Genomic DNA, 18,242 nt, shown 5'->3' on the forward strand with positions numbered 1-18,242 from the left:
GGTGGGGGTGGCGGCGACGCTGTGTCATTTGCCGATCCTTCGGATCGGCGGGCTTGGCCGCCGGGGAGCCTGTGTCTTCCCTCCTCCGCTCTGGTCGCTGCGCTCCCGCCGCTCCGTCAGTCCAGACACAGGCGCGGCCAAGCCGAAACATACGACTAATGGTGCGGCGGTTGCCCATATTCGGACCCAGAAAGGAGACCCTCGCAATGTCGGAAATATCCGTTAAGTCGCCTAGGCGTGCGGCCACCGTCGTTGCGGGGGCCTTCTTCGCGGCAATCGTCCTCACTGCGGGCGCGACCCTGATTCCCGCGTCGACCGAGAACATCCCGCAGCCCGCGGCGCCCGCCGTGGCGGTGGGGGCGCCCGGATCGATCCCCGCTCTCCAGGAACGGCTGCGGCGGCTGCCCAAGGACGATGGTGCCTGGGGGGCGCTCGGCTCGGCCTACGTGCAGCAGGCCCGGATTTCCGGGGATCCTTCGTACTACCCGAAGGCCGAGCAGGCGGTGGCGCGGTCGCTGGCGCTGCGGCCGGACGGGTTCGCCGGGCTCACCGCGCAGGCGACGCTGGCCGCCGGGCGGCACGACTTCGCCGCCGCCGTGCGATACGCCGAGGAGGCCGTGGCCGCCAACCCCTACGGCTCCCTCGCCTACGGCGTGCTGGCCGACGCGCACACCCAGCTCGGCGCGTACTCCCAGGCCAGCGAGGCGATCACCAGGATGATGGAGCTCGCCCCGGGTGTCTCCTCCTTCACGCGGGCCTCCTACGACGCCGAGATACACGGGGACCAGGTGACCGCGCGCCGCATGCTGGAGTACGCGCTCCGCGACGCCTACCTCCCCGCCGACGTCGCCTTCTGCCAGAACTACCTGGGCGAGCTGGCCCTGCACGCCGGGGACCTCGACGAGGCCCGCAGGCGCTACGAGCTGGCCGTCGCCGCCGACCCCGCCTTCGTCCCCGCGCAGGCCGGGCTGGCCCGCACCGCCGCCCTGGCCGGCGACCTGACCGGCGCGGCCGCGCGGTACGCCGAGGTGACCGGCCGCCTGCCGCTGGCCCAGTACCTGGTCGAGTACGGCGAGGTGCTGGAACTCCTCGGCCGGGACGCCGCCCCCCAGTGGCGGCTGCTGACCGCCCAGCGGGACCTGATGCGCGCCAACGGCGTGCACGACGACCTCACCTGGGCGGAGTACGAGGCCGACCACGGCTCCCCCGCCAAGGCCGTCGAGTACGCCAGGGCCGAGTACGCCCGCAACCCCAACCTGGTCGCCGCCGACGCCCTGGCCTGGGCCCTGCACCGGGACGGCAGGTCGGCCGAGGCGTTGCCGTACGCGGAGCAGGCCGCCGCCACCGGCTGGCGGAACGCGCTCTTCGCCCACCACCGGGCCGAGATCGAGAAGGCCCTCGGCCGCTCTTCGGACGCCGCCGCCCTGGTCAGGACGTACAACCCGCGCTTCACCCCGAAGCTCCCCGCTCTCCAGAGGTTCTCATGATCGCCACCCGAACCCTCGCCCGGATCGGCGGGGGGCTGCTGGCCACGCTGGCGCTCCTGCTCGGCGCCCCGGCCGTCGCCCAGGCGCACCCGCTGGGCAACTTCACCGTCAACCACTACAACGGCCTGCGCCTGTACGCGGACCGGCTGGAGAACACGGCGGTGGTGGACGCCGCCGAACTCCCCACCCTCCAGGCCGAACCGGCGATCGACACCGACGCCTCGGGCAGCGTCTCGCCCGCCGAGGCAAGCGCCCACGCCGACGCCGAGTGCGCCGGCCTGATCGCCGCCCAGACCCTCACCGTGAACGGCGCCGCCGCCCCCTGGCGGCTGGTGGGCGCGGAGTTCACCTACCACCCCGGCCAGGGCGGCCTGAAGACCAGCCGCCTGACCTGCTCCCTGGTCGCCGCCACCGCCCCGGCGGGCACGATCGAGTTCGCCGACACCTTCCTCGCCGACCGCCTCGGCTGGCGCGAACTCACCGTCGCCTCCGACACGGTACGGCTGACGCCCACCGGCCTCCCCAGCACGAGCATCACCGACGAGCTGCGCACCTACCCGGACGACCTGCTCGCCTCCCCGCTCGACCAGCGCTCGGCCTCCCTCACCGTCAACCCGGACGGCGAACTGCCGGGCACCGGGGTGGCCCTGCCCGGCATCACGGCTCCCGGGCCGATCGGCGACTGGCTGGCCGGGCTGGACCGCGCCTTCACCGGCCTGGTCGGGGCCGAGTCGCTGACGGTCCCGCTCGGCCTGCTCGCCGTGCTGCTGGCCGCCGTGCTCGGCGCGGGGCACGCGCTGATCCCCGGCCACGGCAAGACCATCATGGCCGCCTACCTGGCCGGTCGCCGGGGCCGCCCCCGGGACGCGCTGCTGGTCGGTGTGACCGTCACCGCCACCCACACCGTGGGGGTGCTGACCGTGGGCCTCCTGCTCAGCGCCTTCTCCGCGCTGACCGGGGACTCCCTGCTGGGCTGGCTGGGCCTGGCGAGCGGCCTGCTCATCATGGCGATCGGCGCCCGCATGCTGTGGACCGCAGTCAAGGGCGACACCCCCACCGGTCACGGACATGGGCACGGACATGGGCACGGGCATGGGCACGGGCACCACACCCACGCAGCCGGGCAGGAGCACGCCACCGGAGCGGTGCTGGTTCTTGAGCGGGAACACCACCACCACGAGGTGGCGGAGAAGAAGACCCGCCGGTCGGGGCTCATCGGCATGGGAGTGGCGGGTGGCCTCGTCCCCAGCCCCTCCGCGCTCATCGTGCTGCTGGGCGCGATCGCTTTGGGCCGTACCTGGTTCGGCGTGGGCCTGGTCGCCGCGTACGGACTGGGCATGGCCGCCACGCTGACCGCCACGGGACTGCTGCTCGTCAAGCTGGCCGGCAGGCTCGACCGGCTGACGGCGGTCCGCGGCGGCCTGCCGGCCCGGATCTCCGCGCTCGCCCCGGCGGGCACCGCGCTGGTCGTCGTGGTGCTCGGCCTCGGCCTGGCCGTACGGTCGATCACCGGGGCGCTGTAAAGGGCGTGCGTTCGGCGACAGATCCACTACGCGGGCATACTGAACTTATGACGGCCCGTACGCCCCTGGCACCCTTCTACCAGAGGGTTCTCGACCTGGTGTTCGACGCGGAGCCCGGATACGGGCTCTGCCTGACCGGGGCTTACGCGCTGCGCGCGCACGGGCTGGTGGATCGGCCGAGCAGGGGTCTGGACTTCGTCACGGTCAGCGAGACGCCGCTGGGCGACATAGCCGACGGCGTGGCGGACCGGTTGCGCGCGGACGGTCTTGACGTCAAGCAGCGTCCCGGAACCCCGCTGGTGGCCAGGATGATCGCCTCGGAGCCGGTCACCGAACAGTCCTGCCCGGTGAACCTGCTGAAGGAGCCGCTGCAACGGCCGCCGGTGATCATCGACGACCACCCGGTGGCCGACCTGGACGACATCGTGGGCATGAAGGTGGGCGCGGTGCTCAACCGCGCCCTCCCCCGCGACCTGATCGATGTGGCCGCCGTCAGCGAGTGGTACGCCTTCCCCGACCTGGAGCGCCTGGGCGCCCTGTTCGAGGACGGGTTCAACCCGCAGGAGCTCGCCTTCAAGCTGGAGACGGCCCAGATCTACGACGACGAGGCGTACGCGGAGTACGGCCTGGACAAGGAGCAGGCCACCAAGGTCCGCCGTTTCGCCCTGCTCTGGTACGAGGATCTCTCTATGCGCCTGGCCGAAGAGGCCGACATCGACAGCTACGAATAGGGTCAGCGCGGCTGGCCGATGTTGACCATCCAGGCGATGCCGTACCGGTCGACGCACTGGCCGAACTCGTCGCCCCACATCTGCTTCTCCAGCGGCATGGTCACGCTCCCGCTCTCGGAGAGCTGGTCCCAGTAGCCGCGGAGTTCGTCGCCGTCGTCGCCGCTGAGGCTGATGGTGATGTTGTTGCCGGGGTTGTGCTCGAAGCCGGGCGCGGTGTCGGAGCCCATCAGGGTGAACCCGCTGGGGGTCTCCAGCATGGCGTGCATGACCTTGCTCGCCAGGTCGTCGTCGACGGTGCCGAAGTCGCCGAAGGTGTTCATCGCGAGTTCGCCGCCGAAGACGCCCTGGTAGAACTCCATGGCCTCGCGGGCGTTGCCGTCGAAGGAGATATACGGATTGAGACGAGATGGCATTTAGATCATCCTTTCGTGACTCGCCCAATCTTTTCAGAGCGCCCGGAACGTCAACAATGAAACGTGGGTAAACAGCTGCCCTCAACAGGAAAGATCATGCCGTCCTGAGACGAATTCCTGAAAAGAGATCTTGGCTCTGATGACCGGCCGCCGCCACCGGTCCTCCCGGCGAACGGCCCGCGCCATTTTGCCGGGTTTCGGGCGTCTTGCCCGGGGCGAATAGAACCAGTGCGCCCACGGCGATCCGGGCCGGGCCAGCCGGAGCGCCCCGACGTACCCGAAGACCGGCACGAACAGCCCGAGCAGGCCGCTCCAGATCTTGCCCTTGAGCAGGGTGACCACCGCGAACAGCAGGTTGAGCACCAGGAAGCCGGCTCCCGCCCAGTCCACCAGCACGGTCGGGTGGAAGTCCAGCGGGCGGCGGCCGACCAGCAGCAGCCCGGTGGCGGCCACCGCGATGAACACGGCGTCCACCGAGGTGCGGCCCTCCTCCGACCAGTAGACGTCGCGCAGGTGCAGAATGAGCGCGAACTCGTCGAGCACCAGGGCCGAGCCGACCCCGAAGACGGCGGCGGCGACGACGTGCCAGCCGACCGACAGCCCCGACACGATCAGGCTCGCCACCCCGCCGAGCAGCATCAGCACCACTCCGAACACCACGTGGTGGATGTGCATCGCGCCGACATTGACGTTCTTGAACCACCAGCGGGTGTTGGCCCGGATCAGACGGACGTTGATCCGGGTGAAGACGAAGGCGACGATCAGTGCCACGAAGAAGGCGAAGAGCGGGAGCCGTTGCGTGTCGATGATGCCGCGCTGGAAGAGTTCGCCCATGTCAAAAGCCTTGAAAACCCTTATGACCCCGAAAACCCCCGATCGCGACAAACACCGCGTTTAGCCCGGAACCCGATGGTACCTACGCCAGGAACCCGCGGAGCAGCGCCGCGGTGCCCTCCAGGTGTTCGGCCACGGCCTGACGCGCGCGGTCGGGGTCGCGGTCCAGAATGGCGGCGACGATGGCGGCGTGCTGGGCGGCCGAGTGCTGGATGTTGAAGCCGATCATGGGGATGGCGTTGAGCAGGTCGGTGACCCGCAGCCGGGCGTCGGCGCAGGCGGCGGCGAGCAGCGAGGAGCCGGTCAGCTCGGCGATGCACAGATGGAAGGCGGTGTCCAGGCGCCGGTAGTCGCCCGGGCCCGCCTCGTTCACCTCGGCCAGGCGGCGCCGGAGCAGGGCCGCCTGCTCGGGGGTGAGCTCGGTGTCGGCGAGCACCTGGGCGGCTCCGCACTCCACGGCCATCCGGAACATCAGGGCGTCCTCCAGCTCGCTCTGGCCCATCGCGTTCACGACCTGGCGGAGCGCGCCCTGGCTGGGGTGGGGGGGCTGGTAGACGACGAAGGCGCCGCCGTACCGGCCGCGGCGCACGTCGAGGTAACCGGCCTCCTGGAGGGCGCGGATGGCCTCGCGCAGGGTCACCCGGCTGATGCCGAGCTGGGCGGCGAGCTCCCGTTCCGGCGGCATACGCGCCCCGTGCGGGACCACGCCCAGCTTGATGGCCTGGAGCAGGCGTTCGACGGTCTCCTCGAAGGCGTTGCCGGCACGTACCGGGCGGAGTAACGGAAGGAGCGGAGTTTCACTCATGGGTCACCTCCCAGGAACTCCCTCCAAATGGTCCAAGATTAGCCCAATCCGCAGTTGACGAGCCGCCGGGGCGGGTGCTTGCATGCCTCCATTGGTCTGATTCCAGACTTTTAGAAAGGACCCGCGCGTGCTGACTGTGGAGCAGCTTCGGGTGGAAGCCGAGGCCGGCCGGATCGACACCGTGCTGCTGGGCGTCACCGACATGCAGGGGCGGCTCCAGGGCAAACGACTCGCCGCGCGGTACTTCCTGGAGGAGGTCCTCGGGCACGCCGCCGAAGGCTGCAACTACCTGCTCGCCGTGGACGTCGAGATGAACACCGTCGGCGGGTACGCGATGTCCTCCTGGGAGCGCGGCTACGGCGACTTCGTGATGCGCCCCGACCTGGACACGCTCCGCCGGATCCCGTGGCACGAGGGCACCGCGCTGCTCCTGGGCGACCTGGTCTGGGAGGACGGCTCGGACGTGACGGCCTCGCCCCGGCAGATCCTCCGCCGCCAGCTGGCCCGCCTGGCCGAGCGCGGCTGGACCGCGTACGTCGGGACCGAGCTGGAGTTCTGCGTCTACAACGACAGTTACGAGCAGGCGTGGCAGAAGGGGTATCGCGACATGAACCCCACCAACCTCTACAACGTGGACTACTCGCTGATGGGCACCGCCCGGATCGAGCCGCTGCTGCGCCGCATCCGGCTGGGCATGGAGGGCGCCGGACTGTACGTGGAGTCGGCCAAGGGCGAGTGCAACCTGGGCCAGCACGAGATCGCGTTCCGCTTCGCCGACGCCCTGACCACCTGTGACAACCACAGCATCTACAAGAACGGCGCCAAGGAGATCGCGTCCCAGGAGGGTAAGTCGATCACCTTCATGGCCAAGCCGAACCAGCGCGAGGGCAACTCCTGCCACATCCACATCTCGTTAAGGGACGATGACGGCACCCCGGTGATGGCCGGTGACGGGCCGCACGGCCTGTCCAAGATCGGCGAGCACTTCATCGCCGGGCAACTCGCGGCGCTGCGCGAGCTCACCCTCTTCTACGCGCCCAACATCAACTCCTACAAGCGGTTCGTCGAGGGCTCCTTCGCCCCCACCGCCGTCAAATGGGGCATCGACAACCGCACCTGCTCCTTCCGCCTGGTCGGCCACGGTCCCTCGCTCCGGGTGGAGAACCGGGTGCCCGGCGGGGACGTCAACCCGTACCTGTCGGTGGCGGCGCTGGTGGCGGCCGGGCTCAAGGGCATCGAGGAGGAGCTGCCGCTTGAGGAGGCGTTCGCCGGGAACGCCTACGTGTCCGATGCCGAGCGGGTGCCGAGCACGCTGCGGGAGGCGCTGGAACTTTTCCACAGGTCGGAGCTGGCGGTCTCGGCGTTCGGGCAGGATGTGGTGGACCACTACGGCAACTACGCCCGGGTGGAGCTGGCCGCCTTCGACGCGGCGGTCACCGACTGGGAGATGTATCGGGGGTTCGAACGGCTGTGAAGATCGTCAATCCGGCCACCGAGGAGGTTCTGGCCGAGATCGAGGCGGCCGACGCCGCCGAGGTCGACCGGGCGGTGGCCCGGGCCAGGCAGGCCTTCCGCGCCTGGCGGGAGGTGGCGCCCGGGGACCGGGCGCGCCTGCTGCGGGCCTTCGCCCGGCAGGTGGAGGAGCACGCCGAGGAGCTGGCCCAGCTGGAGATCACCAACGCCGGCCACACCGTGGGCAACGCGCGCTGGGAGGCGGGCAACGTCCGCGACGTGCTGCACTTCTACGCGGGCGCGCCGGAGCGCAACCACGGCAAGCAGATCCCGGTGCCCGGCGGAATCGACGTGACCTTCCAGGAACCGCTGGGCGTGGTCGGGGTGATCGTGCCGTGGAACTTCCCCATGGTGATCATGACCTGGGGGGTGGCGCCGGCGCTGGCGGCCGGGAACACGGTGATCGTGAAACCGGCCGAGTACACCCCGCTGACCGCGCTGCGGCTGGCGGAGCTGGCCCTGGCCGCCGGCCTCCCCGAGGGGGTGCTCCAGGTCCTGCCTGGAGTGGGGGAGGTCGCCGGGGCCCGTCTGGTCGACCATCCCGACGTGGGGAAGATCGTCTTCACCGGCTCCACCGAGGTCGGCAAGGAGATCGCCGCCAAGGCCGCCGGGCAGGTCAAGCGGGTCACCCTGGAGCTGGGCGGCAAGAGCGCCAACATCGTCTTCGCCGACGCCGACCTGGACAAGGCCGCCCGCGCCGCCCCCATGGCGGTCTTCGACAACTCCGGCCAGGACTGCTGCGCGCGGTCCAGGATCCTGGTGGAGCGTTCCGTTCACGAGGAATTCCTGGCCAGGCTCACGGCGGAGGTCGCCGGCCTGAAGGTGGGCGACCCGCACGACCCCGGCACCGCGATGGGCCCCCTGATCAGCGCCGAGCACCGGGCCCGGGTGGCCTCCTACGTCACCGAGCCGTACTTCCAGGGCGCCTGCCCGGCCGGGCCGGGTTTCTGGTTCCCGGCCACGGTGCTCACCGGCGACCAGGACCGGGCCTTCCACGAGGAGGTCTTCGGACCGGTCGTCTCGGTGGTCCCGTTCGACGGCGAGGCCGAGGCGATCCGGATCGCCAACGACACGGCGTACGGGTTGTCCGGGTCGATCTGGACCCGGGATCTGGGCCGGGCGCTGCGGGTGGCGCGGGCGGTGGAGGCGGGGAACCTCTCGGTCAACTCCAACTCCAGCGTCCGGTACTGGACGCCGTTCGGCGGCTTCAAACAGTCCGGCCTTGGCCGGGAACTCGGCCCAGACGCACTCGCCGCGTTCACCGAGACCAAGAACGTCTTTTTTTCGTCGAACGACTTCTTCGCATCGGAGTGAGAGCACACATGCAGCGTTTGCAGGACCGGGTCGCCGTCATCACCGGTGGGGCCAGCGGCATCGGGCTGGCCACCGCGCGGCGGTTCGCCGAGGAGGGGGCCAAGGTGGTGCTGGCCGACCTGGACGAGGCGGCGGGCGCCGAGGCCGCGGCCGAGGTCGGCGGGCTCTTCGTGCGGGCGGACGTGACCAGCGAGGCCGACGTCATCGCCATGTTCCGGGCAGCCTTCGACGCCTACGGCAGCGTGGACATCGCGTTCAACAACGCCGGGATCTCCCCGCCCGACGACGACTCCATCCTGGTCACCGGGATCGACGCCTGGCGGCGGGTCCAGGAGGTGAACCTGACCAGCGTGTACCTGTGCTGCAAGCACGTCATTCCGTACATGCAGCGGCAGGGCAAGGGGTCGATCATCAACACCGCCTCGTTCGTGGCGGTGCTGGGTTCCGCGACCTCGCAGATCTCCTACACCGCCTCCAAGGGCGGGGTGCTGGCGATGAGCCGGGAGCTGGGCGTGCAGTTCGCCAGGGAGGGGATCCGGGTGAACGCGCTCTGCCCGGGGCCGGTGAGCACGCCGTTGCTGATGCAGCTGTTCGCCAAGGATCCGGAGCGGGCGCAGCGGCGCCTGGTACACGTGCCGATGGGCCGGTTCGCCCGGCCGGAGGAGATCGCCGCTGCGGTGGCCTTCCTGGCCTCCGACGACGCCTCTTTCATCACCGGTGCGGAGTTTCTCGTGGACGGCGGGATCTCCGGGGCCTACGTTACGCCGCTATGAGGCCGGTGATCGGGATCACCTGTTACGTCGAACCGGCGGCGTACACGGTGTGGGAGCAGAAGACGGCGCTGTTGCCGTACGACTATGTCCGGCAGGTGGAGCGGGCGGGTGGGCAGCCGGTGCTGCTGCCGCCCGCCGGGGCGCCGGCGGGTCTGGTGGATCGGCTGGACGGGTTGATCCTCGCCGGGGGCGGCGACGTCGATCCGGCCCGGTACGCCGCCGACCCCCACCCCACGACCTCCCAGATCCGGAAATTTCGGGATGACGCGGAGTTCGGGCTGGTTCGGGCGGCGCTGGAGGAGGACCTGCCGCTCCTGGGCATCTGCCGGGGGCTCCAGGTGTTGAACGTGACCCTGGGCGGCACCCTGCACCAGCATGTGCCGGACGTGGTGGGCCACCTGGGCCACTCCCCGGCCCCGGGGCAGTTCGGCCGCCTGCCGGTAAGGCTCTCGCCCGCCCTGGCCACGCTCTACGAAGCGGAGGAGATCACCCCCGCCCACTACCACCACCAGTGCATCGACCGCCTGGGCAAGGGCCTCACGGTCACGGCCACCGCCGAGGACGGCACGATCGAGGCGGTCCGGCTGAACCGGCGGGTGGCGGCCGTGCAGTGGCACCCCGAAGTGGACCAGGACGGGCCGCTCTTCGACGCGCTGGTCGCGCTCGCCCGGTCGTACCGAGCGTCGCGCCAGCTTTCGCGGGCCGGGGCCGGGCCGATAGGCTGACCGAACACCAGTGATCCCGCGCGGGAGAGCGGCCTGGCATCCGGCCAGGTCCCCTGAAGGAGCAAGCCCTCCCCGCGAACCTCTCAAGGCAAAGGACCGTGCGGGCCAGGTGACCTCTGGAAAGCAGGCCCGCGCCTCGCCGAAGGTGAAAGTCCGGACAAGATCCGGGCGAAGCTCTCAGGCACCCATGACAGAGGGGGAGGATGCTGGCATCCGACCTTGCCTGAGGTGCACTCATGTCCCGACATACTCCGCTTTACGAGGTTCACCAGAGCCTGGGCGCCACCCTCGTCGACTTCGCCGGGTGGCTGATGCCGCTCCGGTACGGCAGCGAGTCCGCCGAGCACACCACCGTGCGGACCGCGGCCGGCCTCTTCGACCTGTCCCACATGGGGGAGGTCTTCGTCACCGGTCCCGAGGCGGGCGCGGCGCTCGACTACGCCCTGGTGGGCGAGCCAGGCGCGCTTCAGCCCGGCCGGGCCAGGTACACGATGATCTGCGCGCCGGACGGCGGCGTGCTGGACGACCTGATCGTCTACCGGCTGGCCGCCGAGGAGTTCCTGGTGGTCCCCAACGCCGCCAACGCCGACCGGGTGGCGGGCGAGCTGATCAAGCGGGCGGCGCCGTACCAGGCCGAGGTGACCGACAGGTCCGGCGAGTACGCGCTGGTCGCCGTGCAGGGGCCGCGCGCCCAGGAGCTGCTGGCCACGCTCACCGACGCGGATCTTCCCGGGCTCGGGTACTACACCGGGCTGCCGGGGGTGGTGGCGGGCGTGCAGGCGCTGATCGCCCGTACCGGGTACACCGGTGAGGATGGTTTCGAGCTGTTCGTCGCGAACGCGGACGCCGTACCGGTGTGGAACGCCCTGACCGAGGCGGGCGCACGGCCGGTCGGGCTGTCGGCCCGGGACACCCTGCGGCTGGAGGCCGGCATGCCGCTGTACGGCAACGAGCTCACCGCCGACCGCACCCCCTTCGACGCCGGCCTCGGCCGAGTCGTGAAATTTGACAAAAAAGGGGACTTTGTCGGGAAAACGGCGCTGGCCGCGCGGCAGTCGCCGCCGGAGCGGCTGGTGGGGCTGGTCGCGCGGGGGCGTCGAGTGCCCAGGCACGGGTACGCCGTGGTGGACGAGGCGGGCACCGTCGTCGGCGAGGTGACCAGCGGCGCGCCGTCCCCGTCGCTGGGCAAGCCGATCGCGATGGCGTACGTTGCGGCCGCAGTGCCGGAAAATGGCGGTCTGGCGGTGGACATCCGCGGCACCCGGGAACCGGTCGACGTCGTTGACCTGCCTTTCTACAGGAGGAAGAAGTGAGCACCATCCCCAACGAGCTGAGCTACACGAAGGAACACGAGTGGGTCGCCGGCCTGGAGGACGGGCTGACGGTCACGGTCGGCATCACCGACTACGCCGCCAACGCGCTCGGTGACGTGGTGTATGTGCAGGTCCCCGAGGCGGGCGACACGGTGGCGGCCGGTGACGCGGTGGGCGAGGTGGAGTCCACCAAGTCGGTGAGCGACATCTACTCGCCCGTGAGCGGCGAGGTGGTGGAGACCAACCAGGCCGTCGTGGACGACCCCTCCCTGGTCAACTCCGACCCGTACGGTGAGGGCTGGCTCTTCCGGGTCCGGGTGGACGGCGAGCCGTCCGACCTGCTGACCGCCGAGGAGTACGCCACCCTCACCGCGGGTGAGAACGCCTGATCCAGCGGTTCCCATGGCGATCAGCGTCTTCGACCTCTTCAAAATCGGGATCGGGCCGTCCAGTTCCCACACGGGCGGCCCGATGGCCGCCGCCCACAAGTTCGCCCGCGGCCTGCGTCAGGACGGCCTGCTGGAGAAGACCGCGTCCGTCCAGGTCATTCTGTACGGCTCGCTCGGCCTGACCGGAAAGGGCCACGGCAGCGACAAGGCGGTCCTGCTCGGCCTGTCCGGCGAGAAGCCGGAGACGGTGGACGTGGACACCGTGGAACCCCGGCTCGCCGAGATACGCGAGTCCGGCACGCTCCGTCTCTTCGGCGAGCATGCCATCCCGTTCACGGTCGGCCGGGATCTGGTGTTCGAGCGGAAGATCTCGCTTCCGCACCACCCGAACGGCATGCGCTTCACCGCCCGTACGGCCGAGGGCGAGACGCTCCGCGAGAAGGTCTACTACTCGGTCGGCGGCGGCTTCGTGGTGGACGAGAACGCCACCGGCGCCGACCGCATCAAACCGGACGACACCGTGCTGCCGTACCCGTTCACCACGGCCGACGAGCTGCTCGCCCACTGCGCCGAGACCGGCCTGTCCATCTCCGGCCTGATGCTGGAGAACGAGCGCGCCTTCGGCCGGGACGAGCGGCAGATCAAGGACGGCCTGATCCGGCTCTGGCAGGTGATGGCCGAGAGCGTGCGGCGCGGGTCGACCAAGGAGGGTGTGCTGCCCGGCGGGCTCAAGGTCAAGCGCCGGGCCCACCAGCTGCACCGGCGGCTGCAGAGCGAGCCGGCCAAGAAGGACCCGCTCCAGGCCATGGACTGGGTGACGCTCTTCGCCCTGGCCGTCAACGAGGAGAACGCGGCGGGCGGGCGCATCGTCACCGCGCCCACCAACGGGGCGGCCGGGATCGTGCCCGCCGTGCTCTCCTACTACACCCGGTTCGTGCCCGGGGCCGACGACGAGGGCGTGGTGCGTTTCCTGCTCACCGCCGGGGCGATCGGCGTGCTCTTCAAGGAGAACGCCTCCATCTCCGGGGCCGAGGTGGGCTGCCAGGGGGAGGTCGGCTCGGCCTGCTCGATGGCCGCCGCCGGGCTCACCGAGGTGCTCGGCGGCACCCCCGAACAGGTGGAGAACGCCGCCGAGATCGGCATCGAGCACAATCTCGGCCTCACCTGCGACCCGATCGGCGGTCTTGTCCAGATCCCGTGTATCGAGCGGAACGCGGTAGCCTCCATCAAATCGATCGCCGCCGCCCGGATCGCCCTCCGCGGCGACGGCAGGCACTTCGTCACCCTCGACAAGGCGATCAAGACGATGCGAGACACCGGACGCGACATGCTGGACAAGTACAAGGAAACCTCGCGGGGCGGCCTGGCCGTCAATGTGATCGAGTGCTGACATGCCCGGGGACTCGCGACCGATAGCTGGTTGTCTTTGATAGCGCGAACGCCGCTGGGGTGTGTCTGAATGTCTCGGGTGTCGGCGCTGCGCGCGCACTGGTTGTTCGGCGTTCTGCTGGTCGCCGGGTTGGCGGTGCGTGCGCTGGCCGTGCTCGGGTATCGGCCGGCTCTGTGGTTCTGGGCGGACTCGTTCGCGTATCTGAGTTCAGCCATCGACCTGCGCCCGCTGGCCTCCCGGCCGTCGGGGTACTCGCTGTTCCTCTGGCTCTTCAGCGACGTGCGGACGGTGGTGGTCGTCCAGCATCTGCTGGGGGTGGCCATGGCGGTGGCCGTCTACCTGCTGCTGGTCCGGCGCCTGCCCGCCTGGGGCGCCGCGCTGGCGGCGGCCCCGGTGCTGCTGGACGTGCACCAGGTGCAGCTGGAGCACCTGATCATGGCCGATCTGCTCTTCACCGTGCTCGTCCTGGCGGCCGTGGCGCTGCTGCTCTGGCGGCCGGGCCCGTGGGCGGTGGTGGCCGGCCTCGGCCTGCTCGGGCTGGCCACGATCACGCGTACCCTCGGGCTGCCGCTGCTCGGGGTGGCCGTGGTCTGGCTGCTGATCGCGCGGGCCGGGTGGCGGGCCATCGCCGCCGGGGTGGCCGCCGCCGGCGTGGTGATCGGCGGGTACGCGGTCTGGTTCCACGCCTTCTACGGCTCGTACGGCATGGGCGGCAGCAACGTCTGGCTCTGGTCGCGCACGATGACCTTCGCCGACTGCCGCCTCATGAACCCCCGCCCCGAGGTGGCGGTCCTCTGCCCCGAAGCCGGCCCCCGGCTGTCGGCCCCCTCCTACATCTGGGACCCGTCCTCACCGATCATCCGCAGCGGCGCCGACAAGGAAACCCTGACCGCCGAGTTCACCTCCCTGGCCATCCGAACCCAGCCCATCGACTTCCTCCTCACCGGCCTCGGCGACGCCCTCTGGGCCTTCGAGTGGGAACGCCGCGTCTACCCCTCCCCCGGCCCGCAGAGCGCGTACGTCTTCCCCGACACGGTCGGCCCGTTCAACGACAAGATCGCCTCCGCCGGCCGCACAGCCACGCAACTGACCAATGAGTACCAGGGCTCCTCCGGGGAAACCGTCATGGCGGAGCCCTACGCGGGGTGGCTGCGCTGGTACCAGCAGTACGGCTACCTGCGGGGGCCCTTCCTCGCCGCCATACTGCTTGCCGCCCTGGTGGGCATGGCGCGCATGGCGGTCATGGGCATGACGCGCACAGCAGGCACGGCAGACACGGCGGACGTGGCCGTCCCGGTGGGCGGGCCGCCCTCCCGGCGGAGCCGGGTCCGACCGAAGGTCAGAACGGGTGGGTGGGTGGGAGATCCACGCCAACCAACGGCGAAGCCGAACTCGTAGTCGAACGACAGGATGCGGTTGACCCGCTCTACCCCCTGTATCGAGTCACCGGAACGGGACAACTCGTAAGCCAGGACGCCGCAGCCGTGGAACGGGCTTGGACCCGGATGGTGGCGGGCTCCGCCTGTCTGCTTACCGGTGTCAGTACGAGGCTGCTCGACATGACCGTGGCGTACGTGAAGACGCGCCACCAGTTCGGCCGCCCAGTCGGGTCGTTCCAGGCGGTCAAGCACAAACTGGCCGACGTCGCCACCGGCGTGGACCTCTCGCAGGCCGCGTCCTTCGCCGCCTTCCGCGACACCAGCGCCCCGGACGCCCCCGTACGGGCGGCCGTAGCCAAGGCTTACGCGGGGGAGGCGGCCCGCCCGGCCGACGTGGAGGCACTCCAACTGCACGGCGGCATCGGATTCACCTTGGAGTACGGCCTCCAGTTCTGGCTGAAACGCGCGATGTCCCTCTCGGCCGCCTACGGCACCGCCAGGGAGCACCGCCGCTCCCTCGCCGTACGCCTACTGGCCCGGGAGACGGCCCGATGAACCTGAAAGAACTGGGATTCTGGCGAATCGCCCGACGATCTCCAGAAAACATCGCCGCAGTGGAACCGGACGGCACCCCGATCACGGCAGGCGAACTGCTGGCCCGGATAAACCAGATCACACGGCTACTGCGCGACCTGGGCCTGCAACACGGAGACAGGGTCGCCCTGGTCGCAGCCAACGAGGTGGCCGCCCTGGAGACCGTACTCGCCTGCCACCAGGCAGGGTGGTACCTGATCCCGGTCAACACCGCCCTCAGCGCCCCCGAGATCGCCCACATCATCGCCGACTGCACCCCAGGGGCGGTAGTGACCTCTGCCCGCTATGCCGACACCGTACGGACCGCCCTCGACCAGGCGGCCATCGCGACGGAACGGCGGTTCGCCACAGGCCCGGCAGAGGGCTTCCGCCTTCTGGCAGACGCCGCGCCGTACTCAGGCGAATGGATAGAAGACCGCGCACCAGGCGCGTTCATGGCCTACACCTCCGGCACCACCGGCCGCCCGAAAGGCGTACTCCGCCCCCTCGCCACCGGCGACCCCGACGACGCCTACGCCGCCGGATCAGCCTGGCAACTGGGCATGTTCGAGGTCGAGCCATTCCAGAACGGCACCCACCTGGTGACCTCCCCGCTATCGCACACGGCGGTGAACGGCCTGGCCCTGGCCTCCCTCCACCTGGGCCACCGAGTGGTGCTGATGGAACGCTTCGACGCGACCGAAATGCTCCAGCTCATCGAGCGCGAACGGGTGACCACCACACACGTGGTCCCCACCCAGATGCACCGCCTACTCGCCCTCGACCCCAAGATCCGCGCATCCTACGACGTCTCCACCATGCGCAACCTGATCCACGGCGCGGGCCCCTGCCCCCCAGCGGTCAAACGCGGCATCATCGACTGGTTCGGCCCGGTCGTGTACGAGTACTACGGCGCCAGCGAAGCCGCCGGCACGGTCATCTCCGCCCGCGAATGGCTGGCCAGACCAGGCAGCGTAGGCCGCGCCCAGCCAGGCGCAGCCGTAAAGATCATGGACGAGCACGACCACGAACTCGCCCCCGGCGAGCGCGGACGTGTCTACCTGGAGATGGGCCCCCGAGCCTTCGAGTACCGAGGCGACCCCGAGAAGACCAGAACCAGCGTCGTGAACGGCTGGGTCACCGTCGGCGACCTCGGCTACCTCGACGAGGACGGATACCTCTTCCTACTCGGCAGAACCGCCGAGGTGATCGTCTCCGGCGGGGTCAACGTCTACCCCGCAGAGGTGGAGGCCGCCCTCCTGGAACACCCCGACATCGCCGACGCCGGGGTCATCGGGGTACCCGACCAGGAGTGGGGCGAGATCGTCTGCGCGGTGATCCAGCCCACCGCCTGGGACCGCGCCACCGCACCCGGCTTCCACGACCAGGTCACCGCCTTCTGCCGGGAGCGCCTCGCCGGCTTCAAACTGCCCCGGCGCATCGAAATCGTGGAGCAACTCCCGCGCGGGGCCAACGGAAAACTCCGCAAACACCTCCTGCTGCCGAAGACCGACGGGAGACGAACCGGGTGAAACCCCTACCCCTGCCCACCCCCGACACCGCCGCGTTCTTCGCAGCCATCGACGCGGGCGAACTCAAGGTGCCCCGCTGCAGCGCGTGCGGGAGGTTCTTCCTCTACCCGCGCGCCTACTGCCCGTTCTGCACATCCGACCAGGTGACCCTGGAACCGGCTTCCGGCCGGGGCTCGCTGGAGTCCTACGTGGTCAACCATCGCCCAGCGCCCGGCTTCGAGGAGGACGCGCCCTACGTACTCGGGGTGGTCCGGTTGGCCGAGGGCCCCACACTGTTCGCCGAAATCGCCGGAGACCCCGTCGTCGACGGGGACCTCGAAGCGTTCTTCGAACCCCGCAGCGACCGAAATGTCCTGAAATTCCGGATGAGGAAGGCGGCCGGATGAGCCTCCGAGGCAAGGTCGCGATCGTCGGCGCGGCCGAGACCGACCGCATCGGCAAGGTCCCCGACAAGTCGGCACTCGAACTGCACGCCCAGGCCGCCGTCAACGCCCTCCGCGACGCCGGTCTCACCCCCGCCGACGTGGACGGCGTCGCCTCGGCGGGAGAATCACCGGTAGACGTGGCCGACTACCTGGGAATCGTCCCGGACTACCTGGACGGCACCAACGTCGGGGGCAGCTCGTACATGCTGCACGTCCGCCACGCCATGGCCGCCATCACCTCCGGCCTCTGTACCACCGTCCTGATCACCCACGGCGAATCCGGACGCTCCCGCGTCGGCATGGTCCCATGGGCGCCCGCCCCGCAGTCGTACATGGCCCAGTTCGAGGTCCCACACGGCCCCATCGGCGCCCCCGCGCTCTTCCCGATCGGCGTACGCCGCTACATGCACCAGTACGGCATGACCGAAGAACAACTCGCCATGGTCCCCGTGGTCCAACGCCAGTGGGCGGCACGCAACCCCCGAGCCAAACTCCGCGACCCGATCACCGTGGCCGACGTCCTGGCCTCCCCGATCATCGCCGACCCGATCCACCTACTCCACTGCTGCCTGGTCACCGACGGCGGCGGCGCCCTGGTCCTCACCTCAGCCGACCGCGCCCGCGACTTCGCCGCCCCGGTCTACGTACTGGGCGCAGGCGAATCAAGCGAGTCCTCAATCGTCGCCGGCCTACACGACCTCACCTCCTCCCGCGCCATCGAACGCGGCGGCACAGCAGCCATGCGCCAAGCCGAGATCACCCACGCCGACGTCAACCACCTCATGATCTACGACGCCTTCGCCCACGTCCCCGTCTACGGCCTGGAAGACCTCGGCTTCGTCAAACGCGGCGAGGCCCCCGCCTTCATCACCGACGGCAACACCGCCCCCGGCGGCCCACTCCCCATGAACACCAACGGCGGCGGCCTCTCCTACACCCACACCGGCATGTACGGCATGTTCGCCATCCAGGAATCAGTACGCCAGGTCCGCGGCACCGCTCCCGCCCAGGTCCCCGGCGCGGACATCAGCCTGGTCACCGGCGTGGGCGGCATGTTCATGAGCTCAGGCACACTGGTGCTTGGTAGCGCCCGAACCCTCTGACTTTCAGTCGGGAGTTTATAT

At 70.1% G+C, this 18,242-nt stretch carries 18 protein-coding genes and 2 riboswitches; of the genes, 15 read left to right on the forward strand and 3 right to left on the reverse strand.

Features of this window, described 5'->3' with window-relative positions; all coding sequences use genetic code 11:
* Window positions 1-206 precede the first annotated feature (206 nt).
* From KIP79_RS18180 to KIP79_RS18190, 3 genes are read left to right on the forward strand one after another with little or no spacing between them, the layout of a single operon-like run.
* Window positions 207-1,487, forward strand: a complete 1,281-nt coding sequence (locus KIP79_RS18180) for a tetratricopeptide repeat protein (RefSeq protein ID WP_214106015.1) — start codon at window positions 207-209, stop codon at window positions 1,485-1,487.
* Entirely contained in the window at window positions 1,484-3,010 is a 1,527-nt protein-coding gene (locus KIP79_RS18185; protein WP_214106016.1) for a High-affinity nickel-transporter, read from the forward strand. Before KIP79_RS18180 ends, KIP79_RS18185 begins: the two co-directional genes overlap by 4 nt.
* A 47-nt stretch (window positions 3,011-3,057) precedes the next feature.
* Window positions 3,058-3,741: a nucleotidyl transferase AbiEii/AbiGii toxin family protein gene (locus KIP79_RS18190; protein ID WP_214106017.1), complete on the forward strand. Its 684-nt coding sequence runs from the start codon at window positions 3,058-3,060 to the stop codon at window positions 3,739-3,741.
* A 2-nt stretch (window positions 3,742-3,743) separates the two neighbouring features.
* On the opposite strand, the gene KIP79_RS18195 is transcribed toward KIP79_RS18190, so the two are convergent.
* The 3 genes from KIP79_RS18195 to KIP79_RS18205 form a co-directional block, all read right to left on the reverse strand.
* Window positions 3,744-4,154: a VOC family protein gene (locus KIP79_RS18195; protein ID WP_214106018.1), complete on the reverse strand. Its 411-nt coding sequence runs from the start codon at window positions 4,152-4,154 to the stop codon at window positions 3,744-3,746.
* Window positions 4,155-4,235: 81 nt separating this feature from the next.
* Entirely contained in the window at window positions 4,236-4,988 is a 753-nt protein-coding gene (locus tag KIP79_RS18200; RefSeq protein ID WP_214106019.1) for a hypothetical protein, read from the reverse strand.
* 82 nt (window positions 4,989-5,070) lie between these two features.
* A complete protein-coding gene (locus tag KIP79_RS18205; RefSeq protein ID WP_214106020.1) occupies window positions 5,071-5,793 on the reverse strand; it encodes a FadR/GntR family transcriptional regulator in 723 nt (240 codons plus the stop codon).
* 130 nt (window positions 5,794-5,923) lie between these two features.
* Between KIP79_RS18205 and KIP79_RS18210 the strand changes: the two genes are divergently transcribed.
* The 12 genes from KIP79_RS18210 (at window position 5,924) to KIP79_RS18265 (ending at window position 18,221) form a co-directional block, all read left to right on the forward strand.
* Window positions 5,924-7,267, forward strand: a complete 1,344-nt coding sequence (locus KIP79_RS18210; protein ID WP_250213435.1) for a glutamine synthetase family protein — start codon at window positions 5,924-5,926, stop codon at window positions 7,265-7,267.
* A complete protein-coding gene (locus KIP79_RS18215) occupies window positions 7,264-8,619 on the forward strand; it encodes an aldehyde dehydrogenase family protein (protein ID WP_214106021.1) in 1,356 nt (451 codons plus the stop codon). Before KIP79_RS18210 ends, KIP79_RS18215 begins: the two co-directional genes overlap by 4 nt.
* 8 nt (window positions 8,620-8,627) lie before the next feature.
* Window positions 8,628-9,392, forward strand: a complete 765-nt coding sequence (locus KIP79_RS18220; RefSeq protein WP_214106022.1) for a 3-oxoacyl-ACP reductase — start codon at window positions 8,628-8,630, stop codon at window positions 9,390-9,392.
* Window positions 9,389-10,117 (forward strand): gamma-glutamyl-gamma-aminobutyrate hydrolase family protein, encoded by a 729-nt coding sequence (locus tag KIP79_RS18225; RefSeq protein ID WP_214106023.1) that lies wholly within the window; start codon window positions 9,389-9,391, stop codon window positions 10,115-10,117. The genes KIP79_RS18220 and KIP79_RS18225 overlap by 4 nt, the downstream gene beginning before the upstream one ends.
* Window positions 10,118-10,128: 11 nt before the next feature.
* Window positions 10,129-10,226, forward strand: a riboswitch (glycine riboswitch).
* Window positions 10,227-10,321, forward strand: a riboswitch (glycine riboswitch). It abuts the riboswitch before it with no gap.
* Window positions 10,322-10,353: 32 nt separating this feature from the next.
* Window positions 10,354-11,430: a glycine cleavage system aminomethyltransferase GcvT gene (gcvT, locus tag KIP79_RS18230; RefSeq protein ID WP_214106024.1), complete on the forward strand. Its 1,077-nt coding sequence runs from the start codon at window positions 10,354-10,356 to the stop codon at window positions 11,428-11,430.
* The gene (gcvH, locus tag KIP79_RS18235) at window positions 11,427-11,819 is read left to right on the forward strand and encodes a glycine cleavage system protein GcvH (protein ID WP_214106025.1); all 393 of its coding nucleotides are present in this window, start codon (window positions 11,427-11,429) and stop codon (window positions 11,817-11,819) included. The genes gcvT and gcvH overlap by 4 nt, the downstream gene beginning before the upstream one ends.
* 13 nt (window positions 11,820-11,832) lie before the next feature.
* Entirely contained in the window at window positions 11,833-13,209 is a 1,377-nt protein-coding gene (locus tag KIP79_RS18240; protein ID WP_214106026.1) for an L-serine ammonia-lyase, read from the forward strand.
* A gap of 69 nt (window positions 13,210-13,278) precedes the next feature.
* Window positions 13,279-14,607, forward strand: a complete 1,329-nt coding sequence (locus tag KIP79_RS18245) for a hypothetical protein (RefSeq protein WP_214106027.1) — start codon at window positions 13,279-13,281, stop codon at window positions 14,605-14,607.
* A 161-nt stretch (window positions 14,608-14,768) separates the two neighbouring features.
* Window positions 14,769-15,143 carry an acyl-CoA dehydrogenase family protein gene (locus KIP79_RS18250; protein ID WP_250213406.1) on the forward strand — a complete coding sequence of 125 codons (375 nt, stop codon included), beginning with the start codon at window positions 14,769-14,771 and terminating at the stop codon, window positions 15,141-15,143.
* Window positions 15,140-16,693 carry an AMP-binding protein gene (locus KIP79_RS18255; RefSeq protein WP_214106029.1) on the forward strand — a complete coding sequence of 518 codons (1,554 nt, stop codon included), beginning with the start codon at window positions 15,140-15,142 and terminating at the stop codon, window positions 16,691-16,693. Before KIP79_RS18250 ends, KIP79_RS18255 begins: the two co-directional genes overlap by 4 nt.
* On the forward strand, window positions 16,690-17,079 hold the full coding sequence (locus KIP79_RS18260; RefSeq protein WP_214106030.1) for a Zn-ribbon domain-containing OB-fold protein: 390 nt from the start codon (window positions 16,690-16,692) through the stop codon (window positions 17,077-17,079). The genes KIP79_RS18255 and KIP79_RS18260 overlap by 4 nt, the downstream gene beginning before the upstream one ends.
* Window positions 17,076-18,221 carry a thiolase C-terminal domain-containing protein gene (locus tag KIP79_RS18265; RefSeq protein WP_214106031.1) on the forward strand — a complete coding sequence of 382 codons (1,146 nt, stop codon included), beginning with the start codon at window positions 17,076-17,078 and terminating at the stop codon, window positions 18,219-18,221. Before KIP79_RS18260 ends, KIP79_RS18265 begins: the two co-directional genes overlap by 4 nt.
* The last annotated feature ends 21 nt before the right edge of the window (window positions 18,222-18,242 follow it).

This window comes from Acrocarpospora catenulata, from assembly GCF_018476525.1.
Taxonomy (GTDB): domain Bacteria; phylum Actinomycetota; class Actinomycetes; order Streptosporangiales; family Streptosporangiaceae; genus Acrocarpospora; species Acrocarpospora catenulata.